Genomic DNA, 16,556 nt, shown 5'->3' with positions numbered 1-16,556 from the left:
GCCGTTAGTCCTTCTTGACCAAACGACCGCGCGAACGCAACGAAGTGTAGTGGCGCTCGGTTTCACCGATGTAGACCTGGCGCGGGCGAGCAATCTTGGTCGCCGGATCCTTGATCATCTCGCGGTACTGGGCAATCCAGCCGGGCAGGCGTCCGATAGCGAACAGCGGGGTGAACATCTTCATCCGGAAGCCCATGGCGCGGTAAATCAGGCCGGTGTAGAAGTCGACGTTCGGGTAGAGGTTACGGGAGATGAAGTAATCATCGGACAGGGCGACTTCCTCGAGCTCGGTGGCGAGGTCGAGCAACTTGTCAGCCTTCCCGAGGCGGCTCAACACCTCGTGGGCGGATTCCTTGACGATGGCGGCGCGCGGGTCGTAGGACTTGTAAACGCGGTGGCCAAAGCCCATTAGCTTGATGCCTTCCTCCTTGTTCTTGACCTTTTCCACAAACTGCTTGACGGTCATATCGGTGTCGCGCATCTGTATGAGCATCCGCAGCACAGCCTCGTTGGCGCCGCCGTGGAGCGGACCGGAGAGAGCGCCGATGGCGGAGGCAACCGAGGCGTAGAGGTTCGCGTGCGAGGAACCGACGAAGCGAACGGTCGAGGTAGAGCAGTTTTGCTCGTGGTCGGCGTGGAGGATAAAGAGAGTATCAAGCGCGCGCACCATCGCTGGATCGATGTCGTAGGACTGGTAGGGCAGGCCGAAGGTCATGCGGATGAAGTCCTCGGTGAGATCGCGGGAGCTATCCGGGTAGAGGGTCGGCAGGCCCTCGGCGCGCTTGGCAATCATCGAAACCATCGTCGGCAGTTTGCCGAGAAGCTGGAAGGTTGCGGCGTCGAGCTGGTCGGGGTCAAGCGGGTTCAAGGTGTCTTCGTAGTAGGTTGCGAGACCCGCCACGCCGGCTTGGAGGACTGACATTGGGTGGCCGTTGGAGGGGAAGGCGCCGAAGAAAGCGATGAAGTCCTCGGGGAGCAATCGGTTACGCTTGATGACGTGGGTGAAGCGCTCGAGGCTCGGAGCGTCGGGTAGTTCGCCGTAAATCAGCAGGTAGCAGACTTCAATAAAGGTGGATTCGCGAGCAAGTTCCTCAATCGGGTAACCGCGGTAGCGCAAGATTCCGTTGCCGCCGTCGATGTAGGTAATGTTGGATTCACAGTTTGCGGTGTTGCCGAAGCCGTAGTCCAAGGTTACTTTGCCGGTAGTGGCAAGCATTTTGTTGATTTCAACCCCATCGTTGCCCTGGGTTGCGGGATGCAACGGGGTGTCGAGACGGGTTTCACCAACCTGCATGTAGTATTCGTTTTCATTCTCAGCCATTGAGAAACCTCCTAATAGTGGTTTATGCGTTATTTTCCGGCGGCTCCGTCGGAAGGAGTGCAATTTAGGACTTAAGTCCCTAGAGGTATATTACCCTACGTTAACTTCAAAGTCTAGCGTAAGATTTCTCGCATTTTTCCCCTTTGGATTTACCATTGGGGACGGGCCTAAAAGGTAAAAACCGATTTTTACCTTTTAGGCCCGTCCCCAATGGTAAATCGCTAAATCATCTCAGCGGAGCGGAACAAAGTGGAAACTGTCCCCAAATTGCTACGCTCTTACGCGAGCCTCTTGCAAGCCTTGTCGATATCTTCGTCCTGAGCCGTCAGGGAGATTCTCACGTATTCCGCCCCCGCCGGCCCGTAGAAATCCCCCGGAGCCACGCGGATTCCCCGTTCGGCAAACCAGCGCGCCAACTCTCGCCCCGGCGTAGCGGACAAGCCAGGCGCAGCAGGCGGGTCAGACCTCCCAGGCGCAGCAGGCGGGTCAGACCTCTGCGGCGTAACGACCGAAGGGAGTGCAGCCGCAAGGGTCTGACCCCCGGCGTAGCCGCTACTCAAACCATTCTCCCCAGCCTTAACCCACAAATACAACCCCGCAACCGACTGCGAGTCTATCTCGAGTCCCGCCGCCTCACACGCCGCCATTAGCTTCTCGCGCCTAGTCCGATAAATCTCCTTTTGACGCCGGGGCGTCTCCACGTCCGCCAGCGCGACCCGCGTTGCGGCTTGCACCGGCCCCGGAACCATCAAACCCCAGTGTTTGCGCACTTCCCGCAATCCCGCCACCAACTCAGGATCGCCACAAATCCATGCTGCCCGATACCCCGCCAGGTTGTTCTGTTTCGACAAAGAATGCGTCACCAAGAGACCCTCAAGGTTGCCGTCCGTTACGGATTCATCCAGAAGCGAAGGCGTCCCGAAACCAGTCCCGCGCGGCGCCCCTTCCCAGTCCAGCAACGCATAGCACTCATCCGCAACGAGAATCGCCCGATTAGCTCGAGCCCAAGCCACTGCCTCGCGAAGTTCGGCCACGCTATAGGCGTGACCGTTCGGATTCCCCGGGCTGTTCAACCACACAAGACGCGGAATCGGGCTCGAGTGAGCGCTGGTTGACCGGCCTTCATGCTTTTCATCAACATCCTTGATGAACCCTTCCGGCAACGAATCCATCGCCGCACCGACGTCCCGTCCGGATTCACCCGTCGGCCACAGCTTCGGGCTTTCCATCTGGGGTTTCCTGCCGGTTTCGCCTAACATCTCCCCTTGGCCTTTTTTGGCCGGCCGCCCTGGCCACGACTTCGGATCCTCCGGCAACCGCAGTGCCTTTGCTCCGGCCAAAATCGCCCCGACCTCGTAGGTTGGATAGGCTACTTCCGGAAATCCCAAGGCGTCTCCCGCCCCGATTCCCAGTTGGAAGGCGAGCGAGGCCACGAGCTCCTTTGAGCCAATCGTCAAAACGACATCGTCGGGCGCAAGGCCATCGACCCCGCGAGTTTCGCGCATAAATTCAACAATCGCCTCGCGCAATTCCGGCGCGCCTACCGCGGGCGGATAGCCGTGGGCATCTGCGGATTCAGCAAGGGCCTGCTGGGTCGGCGCTGCCACCGAGTCAGCAGGCGAGCCGATCGTGAGGTCAACCGCACCGTCGGGGTGAGCCTGCGCCAGCGCCGTCACTTCCGCGAGCGTGTCCCACGGGAATCTCGGCAAGTCAAAGGTCTTTGGTAGTTTCATTACTATTCCTTCTGCGTAGCAAACGGGAACGGTTCACGGTGAGTCATCGGGGACCGGTCTTTTAACTCGTGAAGCGAACGCAGTGAGGGAATGAGTCGAAGGACCTGTCCGCATGACTCGCCAAACTATCTAGCTAAAAATGAGTCAAAAAGCACGTCCCCATGACTCAAAAGCACGTCCCCATGAGTCATTTTAACCAGCGAGAAAAGGAACCGTCCCCAGTTTGCGAAGCGTAGTCACGGGGTCGAACCGAAGCGAACGAAACCGGAAGGGTCTGACCCGTCCGGCATAACGAAGTTGCTTTAGACGGCTTCGCCGTCGGGGTCGCACCCTTTTGGCTTCGTCTTCGACTACGCCAAAGAGATGCGACCCGCTCCGGCTCCGCAAAGTCGAAACCGTCCCCGACCGCTGCGCTAGTCCTGCGGAGGCAACGCCGCAATCATCGGGTCGTCCTTGCCGACCTGACCATAGGCGCTGGCCCCACCAGGAGTCCCGATCTCCTTGAAGAAATCACGGTTAGCGCGAAGAAAGTCACTCCATTGCTCCGGCAAATCATCTTCATAGAAGATGGCCTCCGCCGGACAAACCGGCTCGCACGCCCCACAATCCACGCATTCCAGCGGGTTGATATAGAGCGTCCGCTCGCCTTCATAGATACAGTCCACCGGACATTCATCGACACAGGCTTTATCTTTTACATCCACACAGGGTTGAGCGATCACATAAGTCATAGCCCTAAAATCCTTCTATCTTCGCAGGTCAAACACTATTTAGCGCGGTTCGATTTAGCCATTAGTATAGCCATCACTAAACCGCCCCAGCCTATTCTAGCCGCTCTGACGCAGCCGCGAGTCGAGCGCGTGCGACTCCGGTTCACCCACCCATTCAGCCCGCAACCCGTCCCACCGAGACAACGCCGCGCCGAGCGCGGTAACATACCATTCACGCGGCCGCCCTAAACTACGATAGTAGTCTTTCGGAAACTCTAGGATGATTGGCGGGTCAGCGGCCTCGAACTGGTCCACCAGTATCGCGTGCTCGTCCGCCAAGGCTCGCATCTCGGCCGCGATTTTCTCTCTTATCGGCATCCGGCCTTGCTCCCACGATCTCACGGTGCGGGGGTTCACGCCGAGGATCCGCCCCAAATCGGCGGTGGATAGCCCGCAGGTGTTCCGGATAGCGTGGAATTCTAGGGTTGTCATTGGTTCCATGTTTTTTCTAGCTCGGCTCGGAGTTGGTATTTTGTGATGCTCATTTGTTTTCTTTTCCTGGGTCGGGCCAGTTGCCCTGACCACTACCCCCATAGTACACCCCTTAACGGGGCGTGTCAAGTACCCTGTTGGAGGGTCGGTTGTCTACGCTGGAAAACAGGCAAATCAAAACCACAGATAAAACCTACGAAATCCCGGACGAAAGTTATAATTATTTAGACAGTGATGGAGTATTTGATATTGACTTTTCATACTTATCGGATTTAACACAAATCGAATACGCTGGATTAACTCGAATCAAAACATCAGAATCTCAGACTGGCACCATGGGCGGCTTCTGGTATAACTTCATAAGTCTGGTTATCAAGGAAAAACATGTAAGAATTTACTGTAGACAGATGCGTGGCGTCTCGTGTTTTATTGTTTACACATGATTGAGAATGTGCGAATATTCGCTTATGGTATTAAAAGAGGTTCGCTAAACGGGCGGAACAATAATTATACCAAATAAGCGGCAGAAAATGTCTCCGTAAAAGTTGCATCGGTCGTGTAAATGTTGGAGTTGAAGTCGGCCCAAATATAACAACTTCTATCATCTTTTGCTGCAATCCCTTTGCTTACGAAAGGCAGACCCTGATTACCATTGGAAGTTAGATATGCTGCGATTACATTGTAATCAATAACTCTGCTCGCGGGTACATACAGAGTAGCTGAAAACCTTAAAGGTCCGTTACGGAGTAAATAATTAGTGTGTACTATGCACCATCCTGTGACTTTGATTTGCCTGTTTTCCAGCGTAGACAACCGACCCTCCAACAGGGTCGCGCGGGTTTCCAGCTCGCTAGCCATACCTAATGGTACAGACTGGGCGACGGTGTTAATATCGTTATCGATCGCGTTAGCAAGATTCTCTAACGCTAAAGGAATGTTCGGCGCATCCGTTAACTCCGGATAGGGATAGTTCCGGTTTAGGGTGGTGGGCATTTTATCCTCCTAGGGCTTTCAGCCGGTTATCTATATTATCGAGGCGGGTTCTTATCGCGTTAAACTTGTCTACTAACGGCGGGAGTGTTGGTAGAAAGTTGGTTATTTTCGCGTCTACCGCGTCCGCTAGTTTAGCGATATCTTCCCCCGCTAATGGTTTGTCCCCTAAGACGGGCGGCGAATACTCTAATTGTTTCATTGCGTGACCTCTCTCGCGGGGTCTATTAGCCGGACGGACATTCGTCCCGCAGGGAAAGAGTATTGCACCCTAGAAACACGGCACGCCGTGTTTACGCCTGGGATTCGTAAAGTCACATAGTCCCCTGGCCGTAGCCAATACGCGGATTTAGCGGTTATCTCGAAAGAGCGTCTAAGATCTTGGAATCGACCCAAAAGGGTTTCGGCCTCTTTGTCCGCCTGGTCTTGCGTAGCCGCCGTCCTACGTGGTACTACCGTCCACCTTTTGGGGGAAGATACGGACGCTTTACCCACTATCTTCTGTTGACTGCCCCACTCGTGGGTCACGATAACCCCGTCCGCGTAATCCTCCCGCGACTGCCCTATCTGATACGAGATAACCGTTCCCTGGCGGCCGGTTTGCAGAATCGTTTTCGGGGTCGATTCCGGCACCGGCCTCGGCGTCATGTGCCAGGTTCCTAGCCCGTCGTGATAAAACCACATCTGCCCGCCGGCCGCGAAGTCCCTAGCTAGATCCCAAATATTCTGCCCTTGCTGTACCCCCTGGTCGGGTAGGGTGACGGTCGGGCCCGTCTCTGTGTATTCGAGGGGTTCTTTGTTTCCCGCCGTGTCCAGGCACCAGTCCAGGGCGTCTTTGACGGTTCCGGTCGGCACCGGCGCGGGGGTTTGCAAATACCACACGAAATCCTGCAAATCGGTTTCAGACGAGGCCGCGGTGATATCCAGGTTCATTGCGGGAGCATTCCACACCACTGACCGGAGATGTAACCTCGCCAAAGGATAGGCTTGTTTGTCTCCGGCCTCCATCTCATAACCACCGATAATCTCGATTAGCGGGTCGAGCCGCGGGTCAAGAAAACCCGCCGTAGTCTTATCCGGCATCCTAAAATTTCCTTGAAACTGTGCGTAAGGCGCCCAGTTCTCGTCAAACGTCAGACTACAGTTACTTTGATACTCCAGGGGGTACGACAGATCCCCGTAAAGCAGGTTAAACCCGATAATGTGCCTAATCGAAGATTGCCGCAGCCGCTCGTCCACATAGGCGGGGAACGGTGCGCAAAGAGAAGTTGCTTCCAGGTTTTCAGCCATCATTCCTCACCCCTATCAGGACCGCCCCGTAATCGTCATAGACCGCTTCCATTGCCACAAAATCCGCATGATTATTGATAAGCGACTGGTAGTCCCAGCCGACCGTCCCCACCAAATCACCACCAGGCCGGTTCTGCTCCACGTATTGAACCGTGAGTTCCCAAAGGCTCCCGTTTCCTTGTCGTATCTGTGCTTGTTCCGCCGTGTGATACAGATCCATCTGATCGTGACACGGCTGGCGTAAAAGCAGCGGGTAGCCTTGCGCATAGAGTTTCTCTACATTCCTCGCGTCGCTGTATGTGTCGAAAACGTAGGTCAAAGTGCCTTGACGGTCAGACAACGGCAGGATAGTGATAAGCGGGTCGGTGCGTCCGATAATCAAATCGGTGGATCCAGGCATTCGCCTTGTTTCGTCGTATTGCGAAAACACTGGTATCACCGCATACTGGGCCGGTATTTGGGGAAGTGACAGAACCACGTCGCGGGAGTTTATTTTCCCCTCCGCATATACGGCGGTTTGTGACTCGGCCTGTACCTGATAGCGGATAGGGCGGCCTATTGGCGCCTCGAAATCTTCTATAACAATATCTTTCGCCGGCAGTTGCCCTGGCCGCATACGTACCGGCACCCACCCCGAGTAATCTAAGCGTTGTAGCCGGATAATGTCAGTGTCTGATACGGCCCTTATCCGCATCACGTTGTTTTCGGGTTCGGGGAAAAGCGACAATGTTAAACTCACTTGTTTTTCCTTTCCCCTAAAAAACTATTTACTAAAACCTATTTTATCTAAACCGTTCACATTGTGGACGAACCTAAAACCATAGGCACCACGATAGGCGGAGGCTTAATCGAAGATACGGCAACGTTCGTTTGGTTTTGTAAATCCGAATAATCTAGTTTGGTTTTCACGATAACCCGCGCGTGGGCTTGTATATCGTCGATAGTGAGGATTTGTACTTCGGGGGTTATGGTGATTCTGGTTTGCGCCAGCATCCGGTAGGTTTCCGCGGCTTGGTCGGTTAGTTTAGTGACTTTCTCCAACAGCCCCGTATCCCCGCCTGTGGCGGCCTGTGAGACGTTTTCTTGGGTTTTCCCTGCCATATATAGGGAGGTCATTTTAGGCGCGCCAGAATCGCTGTTTTGGGGTTTCACGAAGTCACGCAAAGCCCGAACCTCACCTATAAGGTTTCCCGTGTTAGTCGCGGTCGCCTGGGCGGCTGTGGCGGTGGCTTTCGCCGAGCCGGTCTCCGTGTTAGCGAATTCCCCGACCTTCAACTGTTTCAAGATATCTAGCGGCGTGGTTTTTTGTCCCATCGTGCCCTTGACGATATTCAGCTCACCCAAAAGACCCGTAAAGCCTTGAGATAGGAATCCGATAAGGTTTCCTACCTGCTCACGGGAGGACTGCTTGGTTATCTGCCCGCCGATGTTCCACTCTACCGGTTTCCCGAACTCGTCCAGGGCGGCGCGCTCGTGTCCTTTCACCTGCCAGGTTTCCGCATATTTCGTGAACAAGTCCCCCATGGTTTCCTGCAGCCTTTGGAGTTGTTCAACGGCGCGCTCAAAATTGTTCGCGTTTTTCTCGCTAGCGCGTTCCCTCGCCGAATCCGTGATTTGGCCCTTAGAGTTCGCTTCGGGTGCGACGGGTTTCATCAATTCTTGGATCTCCGCCAAGGTCTCGAACGCGTCCGTGATTTGTTTCCCGTAGCGTTTCACATCCTCCATCAAGGCTTTGTATTCGCGTAGCGCGGCTTCGGCTTGGCGTTTCTTTTCTTCCTCAGCCTGTCGTGCTTCTTCCTCCGCTTTACGCGCGTCCGCGTCCGAATCACCCAAGCCAGACCCGCCACTATAGGACGACCCGCCACTATCGGAGCCGCGTGTGACCGCGTTCTTCGTGTTTTGGTCGATACTAAACAGATAGCCGGCCATCTGCTGTAAAAGGTCAAAATCGCGCCCATCCAACAAAGTTTTAGTCCGGTTGTTGTCGCCAACGGTCGGGGTCGCGCTAATACCCTCCAGGCCGCCCGCCCACTGCTTTAGTGTCTCGGTGACGGGTTTCAAATTGGTTTCCAGCCATTTCGCTGGGTCAGAACCGAACCTCACGGCCCCGACCTGACCGCCCGAAGCGAACCGGTTTTCGTTAATCCGGTGCATGAAATCGGTTCCGTATTTCCTTACCGCCGCGGCCCGCATCACGAACTCGCCGTTGCTAAGCCACGCGGGAATACTATCCGAAGTCGAGGTTCCCGGGCCGGTAATGTAGCCGCCCGAAGCTCGCATCGTAGACGGCCAATAAGCCGTCCCCCCACCCTGGGTTTTCACCGTAATAACCGACGTGCGGTTCCGAGCCATATTATTCAAAACCCTGTTAATGTTTTCCGCACCCGAAAGCTCCGCCCGTATTCTCGCGACGCGCTCTTTCTCCGTCAAAATCTGCAAAGCATTCTTGGCCTCGCCAGTATCCGCCGTAACTTTCAAATCAGGGTTTTGCCCGATAGCCCACGAAACAAACTCTTCCACCGTGGCGGTTGCAGGAACCTTATTCCCGTTAATCGTCACCGTCCCGTCCGCGGTGTTCACATTCCCGATAAGATCCCCCAAGGTTGCGTTCGCGGGCGCGGGGTTGCCGTTAATCGTGACCTCCCCCGTAGTCGCGTTAATCGACATTCCTAAATCTTCAAGCACGCTACGGGCGTCCGCGTCAGTGCCAAGAATAGAAACGGTCCCGGTAAGAGAGTTCACGTAAGAAACAAGATAACCAGCTCCGATTTCCGCCGGTTCAGTATCGCCTGTGATCTTTAGGTCTACACCGTAGCCGTCGAGAATATCCTGCATTTGTGAGACCTCAGTGATAAGCGGGTCCTGTAGCGCCTGAGCGACCGCCCGCGCCACCTCGGGACTTTTCTCCTGAGCCTTCTGCATGATGCTTTGCGTCATGCCATCGCTGAAAGCGTCACTAAAAGCACGCGCCGCGCCCTGCCCGCCCATTGTCAGGCCTTCATTCAGTTTACGCAGCCCCGCGTCCGACCCTGCGCGCATTTCGCCCATTGCTTCTTGTAAGAGTTGCGCACCCTGCGGCCCCATCGCTCTAAGTGAGTCGAGCGCGACCGGTGAAAGGATGCCGGTTCCCATCGCTTCTAGCATGTTTGAGCCCCACGCGCGGACGGCCTCGCCCTGCTTCATCATCGCCGCGTGCCACTTCTCTATGCCCTGGTCGGCGGCTTCACCTATGTTCACGAAAGACATGGCGGCTTCGTAGTTCGTTTGTTTGACTTTATCCATCGCCTCCGCCATTTCTTTAGACGTCGGCGGGAGCGACCCGAATTTGTTTCTCATGGTTTCGACCTCTGCCGCGGTTTTCGCAACCGCCCCGCCGGTAGCATCCACTACTTGAGAAATCTCGCCAGTCGCGAGTTTGAAAAGCGTCGCGTCATCAGCCGACAAGTGCAACTCTTTCGCTAGGTCGGTAAGATACTGCCGATATTCTGGGGTAGCGTTCGCGAACCTCGTAAAGTTATCGAGGTTCACGCCACCCATTTCTTTCAACGCGGCGGTTACGGGTTTCACCGTGTCCGCTATATCCATCCCCGCGAGAGATTTGGACAAATTATCTAGCCGCCCTAGCGCGTTTTGAACCCCATTGTCCCAAAGGTCACCGCGCGCGAACGACGCCAGCGCGCCCTCATTTTTCGCGTTAACCGCTTTCAGGAAAGACGCAACCCCGCCCTCGTGTTCTTTCCACATAGAAACGTCTCCGAACATGGTTTTAGCGAAGTCTTTGCCATCAAAGGCCGCGAGTTTGCTCTGTAGGTCTACGGATTCTTCATTGATTCGCTCTAGCCCTGCCGCGAAGTTCCCTAGCTTGGCGGCTCCTAATCCCATCACTGTAGATATCGCGAGCGCACCGGCGATGATAGCCGCTGAAGTTCCAGCGAACGGCGCGGCGGCGGCGGCGGCGCTTTTAGCGGCGGCCCCGAACCCTACCGCGGCCGCTCCGGCTTTACCTAAACCGGAGCCGAGTTTCGCGCCTATAGCGGTCCCGCCGATAGTCTCCAAAAGTGGCGCTAGCGCGGTTTTAGTCTTACCGGCAACGCGTCCGCCCAATCCGGCGATGATGCCCTCACCGGCGTTAATCATGCCGAGTTCGGTCATTGCTTTACGTAGCTCAATGATTTTAGGTAATAGTGATGCTGCCGCGCCTACTGCTAGCATTCCCGCGCCACCAAACAACGAGAATGCCCCGGCAGCAGTTTTTATCGGCCCTGGTAGGTTCGTGAAACCGTCCACTAGCATCGACAAGCCACTGACCACTTCCGCTATCATCGGCGCCAAATCTTTCCCCATATCAATCAGCCCGTCTTTGATACGGTTTTTAGCCATCGCGAACTGTGATTCCGCGGTCGCGTAGCGCTTCGTCGCCTCGTCAATCAAGGCGCGGTTTTCTTTCCACGCTTTCGCGCCCTGACCGAGATTCCGCGCTAGCCCGTCCGCATCCAAAGACAGAGATTTTAGGGCGCGTTGCATCTCAACCTGGTTAATGTTCATGTCCGCCATGACCTGGTTCGCGCCAGAACCAGACTTGATTAGGTTTCCGAGGCCTTTCTCGAACGCAGCAAAGGCTTGTGTCGAGTCCGTCCTGAAAAGTTTAGAAAACTCCTCACCGGTCATTCCCGCTGTTTTCGCCATGACCTGCAGGTCTTTGTTTCCGGTGGAGACGGCTTGATCCATTTTGGTGAAGAATTTGGACATTGCGGAGCCGCCTGCCTCCGCCCCGATACCCACGCTAGTGAGGGACGCGGATATGGCTAGGATATCGGGCGCGGTCATTTTCACTTGACGGCCTGCGGCGGCGATTCTCATGGACATTGCCATGATTTCGGCCTCGGTCGTGGCGTTCGTGTTCCCCAAGTCAACTAGGGTAGCGCCCAGGTTCGAGGCCTGCTTATTCGATAGCCCCATAATGTTATTGAATCGGGCTATCTGGGTAGCGGCTTCTTCAGCGGAGAGGTTCGTGGACTGCCCCAAGTCAATCATGGTTTTGGTGAATCCGGCGATATCCTGCCGTTTCACACCCAACTGTCCGGCCGCTTCCGCAACCGCCGCGATTTCCTCATGAGAACTAGGGAGGTTTTTAGCCATGTCCCGCAGCTGCCCCTCTAGGACACCGCCCAAATCCGCGCCGTCAACTGTCTTAGTCACGCCGGCCCACGCGGACTCCCAATCCGCAGCCGACTTCACCGCTAGCGCAGCTGTGGCACCTAACGCGAGTCCGGCTTTAGTAGCCGCGGAGCCTACGGTGGCCATCGCCGCGCCGTGTGCCTCTGCCATCGACATTGCGGCGGTTTTCGCGCGCCCCATCGACGCGGCGGCGGCGGACATTCCCGCCGACAGGCCGCCCATTTTCACGGCATTCAACGCATCGGTCTGTTTACCTAACGCGGCTGCCGCGGCGCCGGTTTTCGATATGGCCGATATCGCCTGTGAAGCGTCGCCCGTAATCCTGACGCTTAGAGTGTAATCAGCCATGAGTTTCTCCTTACTCTTCCTCGGCGTCTAGCCGTGCCTCGACTACCGCTTTAGGATATAGACCTATGTAGGTGCCTTTCGCGGGATTCTGCACCTGGTCCCGCATTTCCTCTAGTCTGGCGCAGCCCTCACAATGCCCGATATCCGCGACCCTATAGTCGGGGTCGTTTTCCCAATCCGAGGGTCGGGTGTGGCAGTTCGGGCATTCCTGGTTTTTCCAGGCCCTATATAGGGTGGCTTTCGCCCTGTCTGTTTCGGTCCACACCAGCGGGCCGCCTAAGAAATGCGAATGCGGGATTCTATAGAATTCGCAGATTTCGAGTTCGGCCTGTAGTTTCGGGTCGGTGTTTATTCTTTTTTTTCAAGCTCCCAGGTGAGAGCCGAGTTTTGGGTATTCGACAAGACGGCGAGTTTCAATTGTCGCCATTCCCCGTCGGTCAAAACCCCCCTGAGGTTTTCCACGTCCTCCACGGTTAGGTCGTCCCCGTCCTCGGGAATATAGGAGGCCGCCATCACCCGCGAAGCTAAGCGTTCTACGCGTTCGTCCTCGTCCTCGGTTTGGGTAAAGACTTCCCCCCTCAGTGTTTCCATAACATCGGCGGGTAGGGTTTTGAACCGCATCACCAGCGAGGCCGCTTTCAGGTCGTTTTCGGCCTTTGCGAGGGTTTCCCGAGCCGCTACAACTTCCGGTGTGTTATCGACTTGCTCCTGCGTGTCGTACTCGCCCCAAGCCCGGTCGGTAGCCGCTTTCAACCCCTCTCGAGCATCATAAACGCGTTTTTCCGCGCCCTTATCCAACGCGATAGTAACTTCCACGGTCGGCAGTTCACGTCCCCGCAAACGCCCGATCTTTTCACTCCATGACATTGTTTCTTGCCGTCCTTTCAATATTCACCAATAGAAACAAACACTCTTATGCGGCGGCGACCGGGATAGCCGTCCCAAACACCGGGGACTCTGGAACCGTGAAGTTCACGGTCAAAGTCGCCGGGTCAGAACCCACCGAGTAGTTGTGGGAGATAGACGAGACCTCTACCGGCCAAATATCCCCGCTCTTAGACAGGGGCTTGTCGCCCTTGTTCATAATGTAAATGAACCCCTTGGCTCCGCGGGTAAACGTTTCTTCGATCTCTTCTTTCTCTGCGTCCTCGTACATGGTGAGAGAAATATCGTCGATTGTTTCCCCGGCGGGGATTTTCTTTGTCTTTGTCGAGCACAAGTCGGTGACCTCTACGGATTCAGCCGAGATAGTAAAACCACTGATTTCTGACGGCCAGCAGGTGATATCTTTACCGGCCGTGATTTCTTCACGGGTCGGACCGGTCTCCAGGTTTGCGATAGCGGGCAAGAAATACATCTTGGTGATCCCGCGGCGGATAAAACGCGACATAATAAACTCCTTCAAATAGTTTGTCGTATTCCGTTTTATGCCGTCCATTAACGATTTTATCAAAGTAGGGAAATTTGATAACGGTTAGAAAAGCTAGGCGGGGACAATCTCCCAGCCTTGTTGCTTCCACGTGTTTACGGATTCCGGGTTAACGAAAATATGCGCCTCCAACTTTTCGTGTTGGAGTTCGATTTGTCCTTTCTCGTTTTTCCGGCATCCGCAATCATCTTTCTTCACCGGCGCGGTTTCGACTGTTTCCTCGACCGGTTCCTCAATGTTAGTTTTGCGTGTAGCCATCTTTTACACCTCCCCTCTAATCCTGACTTGTCCTATGAAACTGTAAAAGCCCTCGATTTGCGGGTCTACCGGTATATTCCAGGTTTCGATAACAACCTGCCAGCCCGTTTTCAAACGGCTAGCTAATATCTCTTTCAATGCTTTATCTATAAGCCATTGAGCCTGTTCAGCGGTTTTACCTGTCGCGGTCACCTGTACGGTCACATACTGGTCTGCGGATTCGAGATCCGTGTCTACGGTTCCCCCGCTCACCGTGTCCAGCACGAACAAGGGCGGGGTTTGCGTGGGTACTTTCCATTTACCGGTCGGTGCGATAGTGGAAAGGATTTTTTGTAGTTCGTTCATGACTTCACCCGAGAGCACTATCTATCGCCCCTTTCCAGGTTTTCTCCCACTCTTTCGTCGTGGCTTCTATCGCCGGGGCGACGTGCGGCCTTGGTGCTTGATGATAGACTCTCCCGAGCCTGTCCGGCCCGGTGAATCCGAATTCAAGCCGTTTCGCTTGCGGCGCTTTGGTGTGTATATCAGCCGAAACAATGTTCCCGGCTTGCCCCGGCGTGTGCGTCCATGAGCGCCGATAGTCGCCGTGCGGCGCCCTAGGGGCGGGCGGGTGGCCCTGGCGGCGTTTAATATCCCCCTCCAGGGTTTGGGCGTAGTCCATCACCGCAGCCCTCATAGTGGAAGGCATTTGGGTTGCGGCGCGGTTCATGACGTGAGCGAACTCTCCAGGATGCATTATTTGACCTCCTCAATGCTCAATATTTTGAATACCGGGAAACTAGAGACCGGAGCGAGCGTCTTTGTTTTGAACGCCCGTTCCAGAATCTCCGGGTCGCGGTATTTGAGAATCTTCGAACCGGTAATCTTCACATCAAGCCCCGGTTCAATGTTTTCTACCTCGACCGGCAGGATAAGCCGGTAGGCCCCGTCGGTCGGGTTAGGGACCGTAGGGTAAGGCACCCCGGGGGTTTCCTCCCCCTCCGGAACCAAAGCACCACGCCCCTCATAAACTGTTACCGGCGACCCTGGGATAGTTTCCCCGGTCTCATAGTCAAACGTTCCCTCCCCCGGTTTAGTGATTTTCACCAAGTCGACGAGGATAAAATCAAGCTGAGCCTGTAAAGCCGACACATCTAGGGGGCGCATTATTCGGCCTCGATTCCCTGGGACTCCAAAACAGCTCGCACTAGCCAGCCTGGTTCCGGGTTAGCGGGCGGGTCATCCAAGATTCTTTGTTCTAGCTCTTTCGCGTTTACCGGCTCTCCCCGAGCCACATTCACCTGGTCGGGTTTAATGTCGGCTACTAAATCGACCGGTAGCCTGATAGTCGCAAAGGTGCCATCGCGGGTCATGTCGATCCATACTTCCGCGTCCGGCAACAGCACCCCGTCAAGGCTGCACCAGTTCTCACACGGGCACGACGTGACAAGCAGGTTGTGGCGCTGCGGCTCTTTCACTTCATCTTCCATTTACGCGACCTTTCTAAGGGTTTCCTTATATCTCTCTAGGGCGGGGATAAATAGTTCGGTTTCGTATTCTTCCCCCAACGCCTCAGCCGCCTCAGCCGCCTCAGCCTCTGAAACTATCCGCTGCATCGTGGCGGATAGGGGGAGGAACGCGCGGCGACAGTTAGGGTGTGAGAGCGGGTATTCGCGGCATTCCTCGATTGTTCTAATGCTCCCGTTCGCGTAGTCCGTAGAATTGTGGGATTCCCAGCCGCAAGACGGCCCGTCTACAACCTCCATGTGAGTAACACTCTCAGACCGAGCCACATCTAAAGCCCCGTAGTTGAATGCGACAGCGCCCTTTGTCCTTGCGGCCATTTCCGCGTAAGCCTTAGCCGGATACTGCGCCCCGTTCCGATAGGTGATTACCCCGATGTTTAGGGCCTCTAGCTCTTTCCAAAACCGGCGGGCGGCGTGGGTGGCGGTCTCGTTAGTTGCTTGTGTCCACACTGTCCTGGCGGCCGCCGACCTGACCTTGTTAGCGAAAAGTTTTGAGGTTCTACCGGCCTCTTGACTCATCCTTAGGAAATCATCGTAGGAATCAGACGCTAGGCTCGCGAGCGCGTATTCGTCCATGTTTCCCCAAACGAGCTTCCCCGACGCGACCCAGCCCGCCATCTGCATCGCCCCCGCCCCGTAACGCCCCGAAATCAGGTCAACATAGTTTTGTGCCTGTTGGTCTACCGTGTCCTGGAAAGCTTGGATAGCATACTCGAACCGGTCCACGCGCTCTAGGGCGCGCCGGTAGGGCACCCGCGGCGCGGTGTCTTTCAACGCCAAAATCTTCGCGCGTTCCTCCTGGGCGTTTGCCCATGCCCCGTCCAGGGCGTCCAGAATATCGGCCTGGAGCCGGTCGAGGTCGGTTTCCGGCAGGGGCGGCCACGGGTAAGTAATCATCTTGCCCACCTAGACTTTAGGGCGGTGATTTCTACCGGGTGAAAATCGGTTATGCCGTCCCCGTCCGTGTCTTTCTCTAACCCCGCGATAAGCCGGTCAAGAGCACTAATGTTGTCTTTGAAAGACACGCTCACGGCTCCGGGGATAGTCACACTAAGCGCGGAGCCGAGCATAGTGGCGCGCCGCTCTTTCAAGGTCTCAATCACAGCTAGGCGTATCGACCCCAACCGTTCGACACGGGCGTTCAAATCCTGCTCGTCTACCTCACCCAGATAGGATTTCGCCCACTCGATTGTCTCCATTGATACTATTCCCCTCGTTTTAAGGCGCTCTAGGGGCGGGAAAAGGGTCAAAGCCCGCCCCTAGAGCACCCGTCCCTACAAAACCCCACAGTGGGGTTTTCCC

The 16,556-nt window shown here is 55.5% G+C and carries 18 protein-coding genes; all 18 read right to left on the bottom strand.

Annotated elements, in window-relative coordinates; genetic code table 11:
* Positions 1-4 precede the first annotated feature (4 nt).
* A complete protein-coding gene (locus FYJ63_RS01530) occupies positions 5-1,321 on the bottom strand; it encodes a citrate synthase (protein ID WP_154543132.1) in 1,317 nt (438 codons plus the stop codon).
* Positions 1,322-1,599: 278 nt separating this feature from the next.
* Positions 1,600-3,054, bottom strand: coding sequence for an aminotransferase class I/II-fold pyridoxal phosphate-dependent enzyme (locus tag FYJ63_RS01525; protein WP_154543130.1), 1,455 nt, complete (start codon positions 3,052-3,054; stop codon positions 1,600-1,602).
* A gap of 413 nt (positions 3,055-3,467) precedes the next feature.
* Entirely contained in the window at positions 3,468-3,785 is a 318-nt protein-coding gene (gene fdxA, locus FYJ63_RS01520) for a ferredoxin (protein WP_154543128.1), read from the bottom strand.
* Between the two features lie 96 nt (positions 3,786-3,881).
* Positions 3,882-4,265, bottom strand: a complete 384-nt coding sequence (locus FYJ63_RS01515; protein ID WP_229769852.1) for a helix-turn-helix domain-containing protein — start codon at positions 4,263-4,265, stop codon at positions 3,882-3,884.
* A 498-nt stretch (positions 4,266-4,763) separates the two neighbouring features.
* Complete coding sequence (locus tag FYJ63_RS01505) at positions 4,764-5,249, bottom strand: hypothetical protein (RefSeq protein ID WP_154543122.1); 486 nt, start codon at positions 5,247-5,249, stop codon at positions 4,764-4,766.
* A 195-nt stretch (positions 5,250-5,444) separates the two neighbouring features.
* On the bottom strand, positions 5,445-6,539 hold the full coding sequence (locus FYJ63_RS01500) for a hypothetical protein (protein ID WP_229769851.1): 1,095 nt from the start codon (positions 6,537-6,539) through the stop codon (positions 5,445-5,447).
* Positions 6,529-7,275: a hypothetical protein gene (locus tag FYJ63_RS01495; protein ID WP_154543118.1), complete on the bottom strand. Its 747-nt coding sequence runs from the start codon at positions 7,273-7,275 to the stop codon at positions 6,529-6,531. The genes FYJ63_RS01500 and FYJ63_RS01495 overlap by 11 nt, the downstream gene beginning before the upstream one ends.
* 56 nt (positions 7,276-7,331) lie before the next feature.
* The gene (locus tag FYJ63_RS01490; RefSeq protein WP_154543116.1) at positions 7,332-12,062 is read right to left on the bottom strand and encodes a phage tail tape measure protein; all 4,731 of its coding nucleotides are present in this window, start codon (positions 12,060-12,062) and stop codon (positions 7,332-7,334) included.
* Between the two features lie 10 nt (positions 12,063-12,072).
* Positions 12,073-12,327, bottom strand: coding sequence for a hypothetical protein (locus FYJ63_RS01485; protein ID WP_154543114.1), 255 nt, complete (start codon positions 12,325-12,327; stop codon positions 12,073-12,075).
* A gap of 83 nt (positions 12,328-12,410) precedes the next feature.
* Positions 12,411-12,929, bottom strand: coding sequence for a hypothetical protein (locus tag FYJ63_RS01480; RefSeq protein ID WP_154543112.1), 519 nt, complete (start codon positions 12,927-12,929; stop codon positions 12,411-12,413).
* Between the two features lie 46 nt (positions 12,930-12,975).
* Positions 12,976-13,452: a phage tail tube protein gene (locus FYJ63_RS01475; protein WP_154543110.1), complete on the bottom strand. Its 477-nt coding sequence runs from the start codon at positions 13,450-13,452 to the stop codon at positions 12,976-12,978.
* A 93-nt stretch (positions 13,453-13,545) separates the two neighbouring features.
* Positions 13,546-13,749, bottom strand: a complete 204-nt coding sequence (locus FYJ63_RS01470; protein WP_154543108.1) for a hypothetical protein — start codon at positions 13,747-13,749, stop codon at positions 13,546-13,548.
* 3 nt (positions 13,750-13,752) lie between these two features.
* Positions 13,753-14,094: a hypothetical protein gene (locus FYJ63_RS01465; protein ID WP_154543106.1), complete on the bottom strand. Its 342-nt coding sequence runs from the start codon at positions 14,092-14,094 to the stop codon at positions 13,753-13,755.
* 4 nt (positions 14,095-14,098) lie between these two features.
* Positions 14,099-14,485 (bottom strand): HK97 gp10 family phage protein, encoded by a 387-nt coding sequence (locus FYJ63_RS01460; protein WP_154543104.1) that lies wholly within the window; start codon positions 14,483-14,485, stop codon positions 14,099-14,101.
* Positions 14,485-14,895, bottom strand: a complete 411-nt coding sequence (locus tag FYJ63_RS01455; protein ID WP_154543102.1) for a DUF6093 family protein — start codon at positions 14,893-14,895, stop codon at positions 14,485-14,487. The genes FYJ63_RS01460 and FYJ63_RS01455 overlap by 1 nt, the downstream gene beginning before the upstream one ends.
* Complete coding sequence (locus FYJ63_RS01450; protein WP_154543100.1) at positions 14,895-15,218, bottom strand: hypothetical protein; 324 nt, start codon at positions 15,216-15,218, stop codon at positions 14,895-14,897. The genes FYJ63_RS01455 and FYJ63_RS01450 overlap by 1 nt, the downstream gene beginning before the upstream one ends.
* Positions 15,219-16,151: a hypothetical protein gene (locus FYJ63_RS01445; RefSeq protein WP_154543098.1), complete on the bottom strand. Its 933-nt coding sequence runs from the start codon at positions 16,149-16,151 to the stop codon at positions 15,219-15,221.
* On the bottom strand, positions 16,148-16,453 hold the full coding sequence (locus FYJ63_RS01440) for a hypothetical protein (RefSeq protein ID WP_154543096.1): 306 nt from the start codon (positions 16,451-16,453) through the stop codon (positions 16,148-16,150). Before FYJ63_RS01440 ends, FYJ63_RS01445 begins: the two co-directional genes overlap by 4 nt.
* Between the last annotated feature and the right edge of the window lie 103 nt (positions 16,454-16,556).

This window comes from Mobiluncus porci, from assembly GCF_009695935.1.
Classification (GTDB): domain Bacteria; phylum Actinomycetota; class Actinomycetes; order Actinomycetales; family Actinomycetaceae; genus Mobiluncus; species Mobiluncus porci.
Note: the sequence above shows the minus strand (reverse complement) of the source record. Positions and strands in the feature narration are given on the sequence as shown.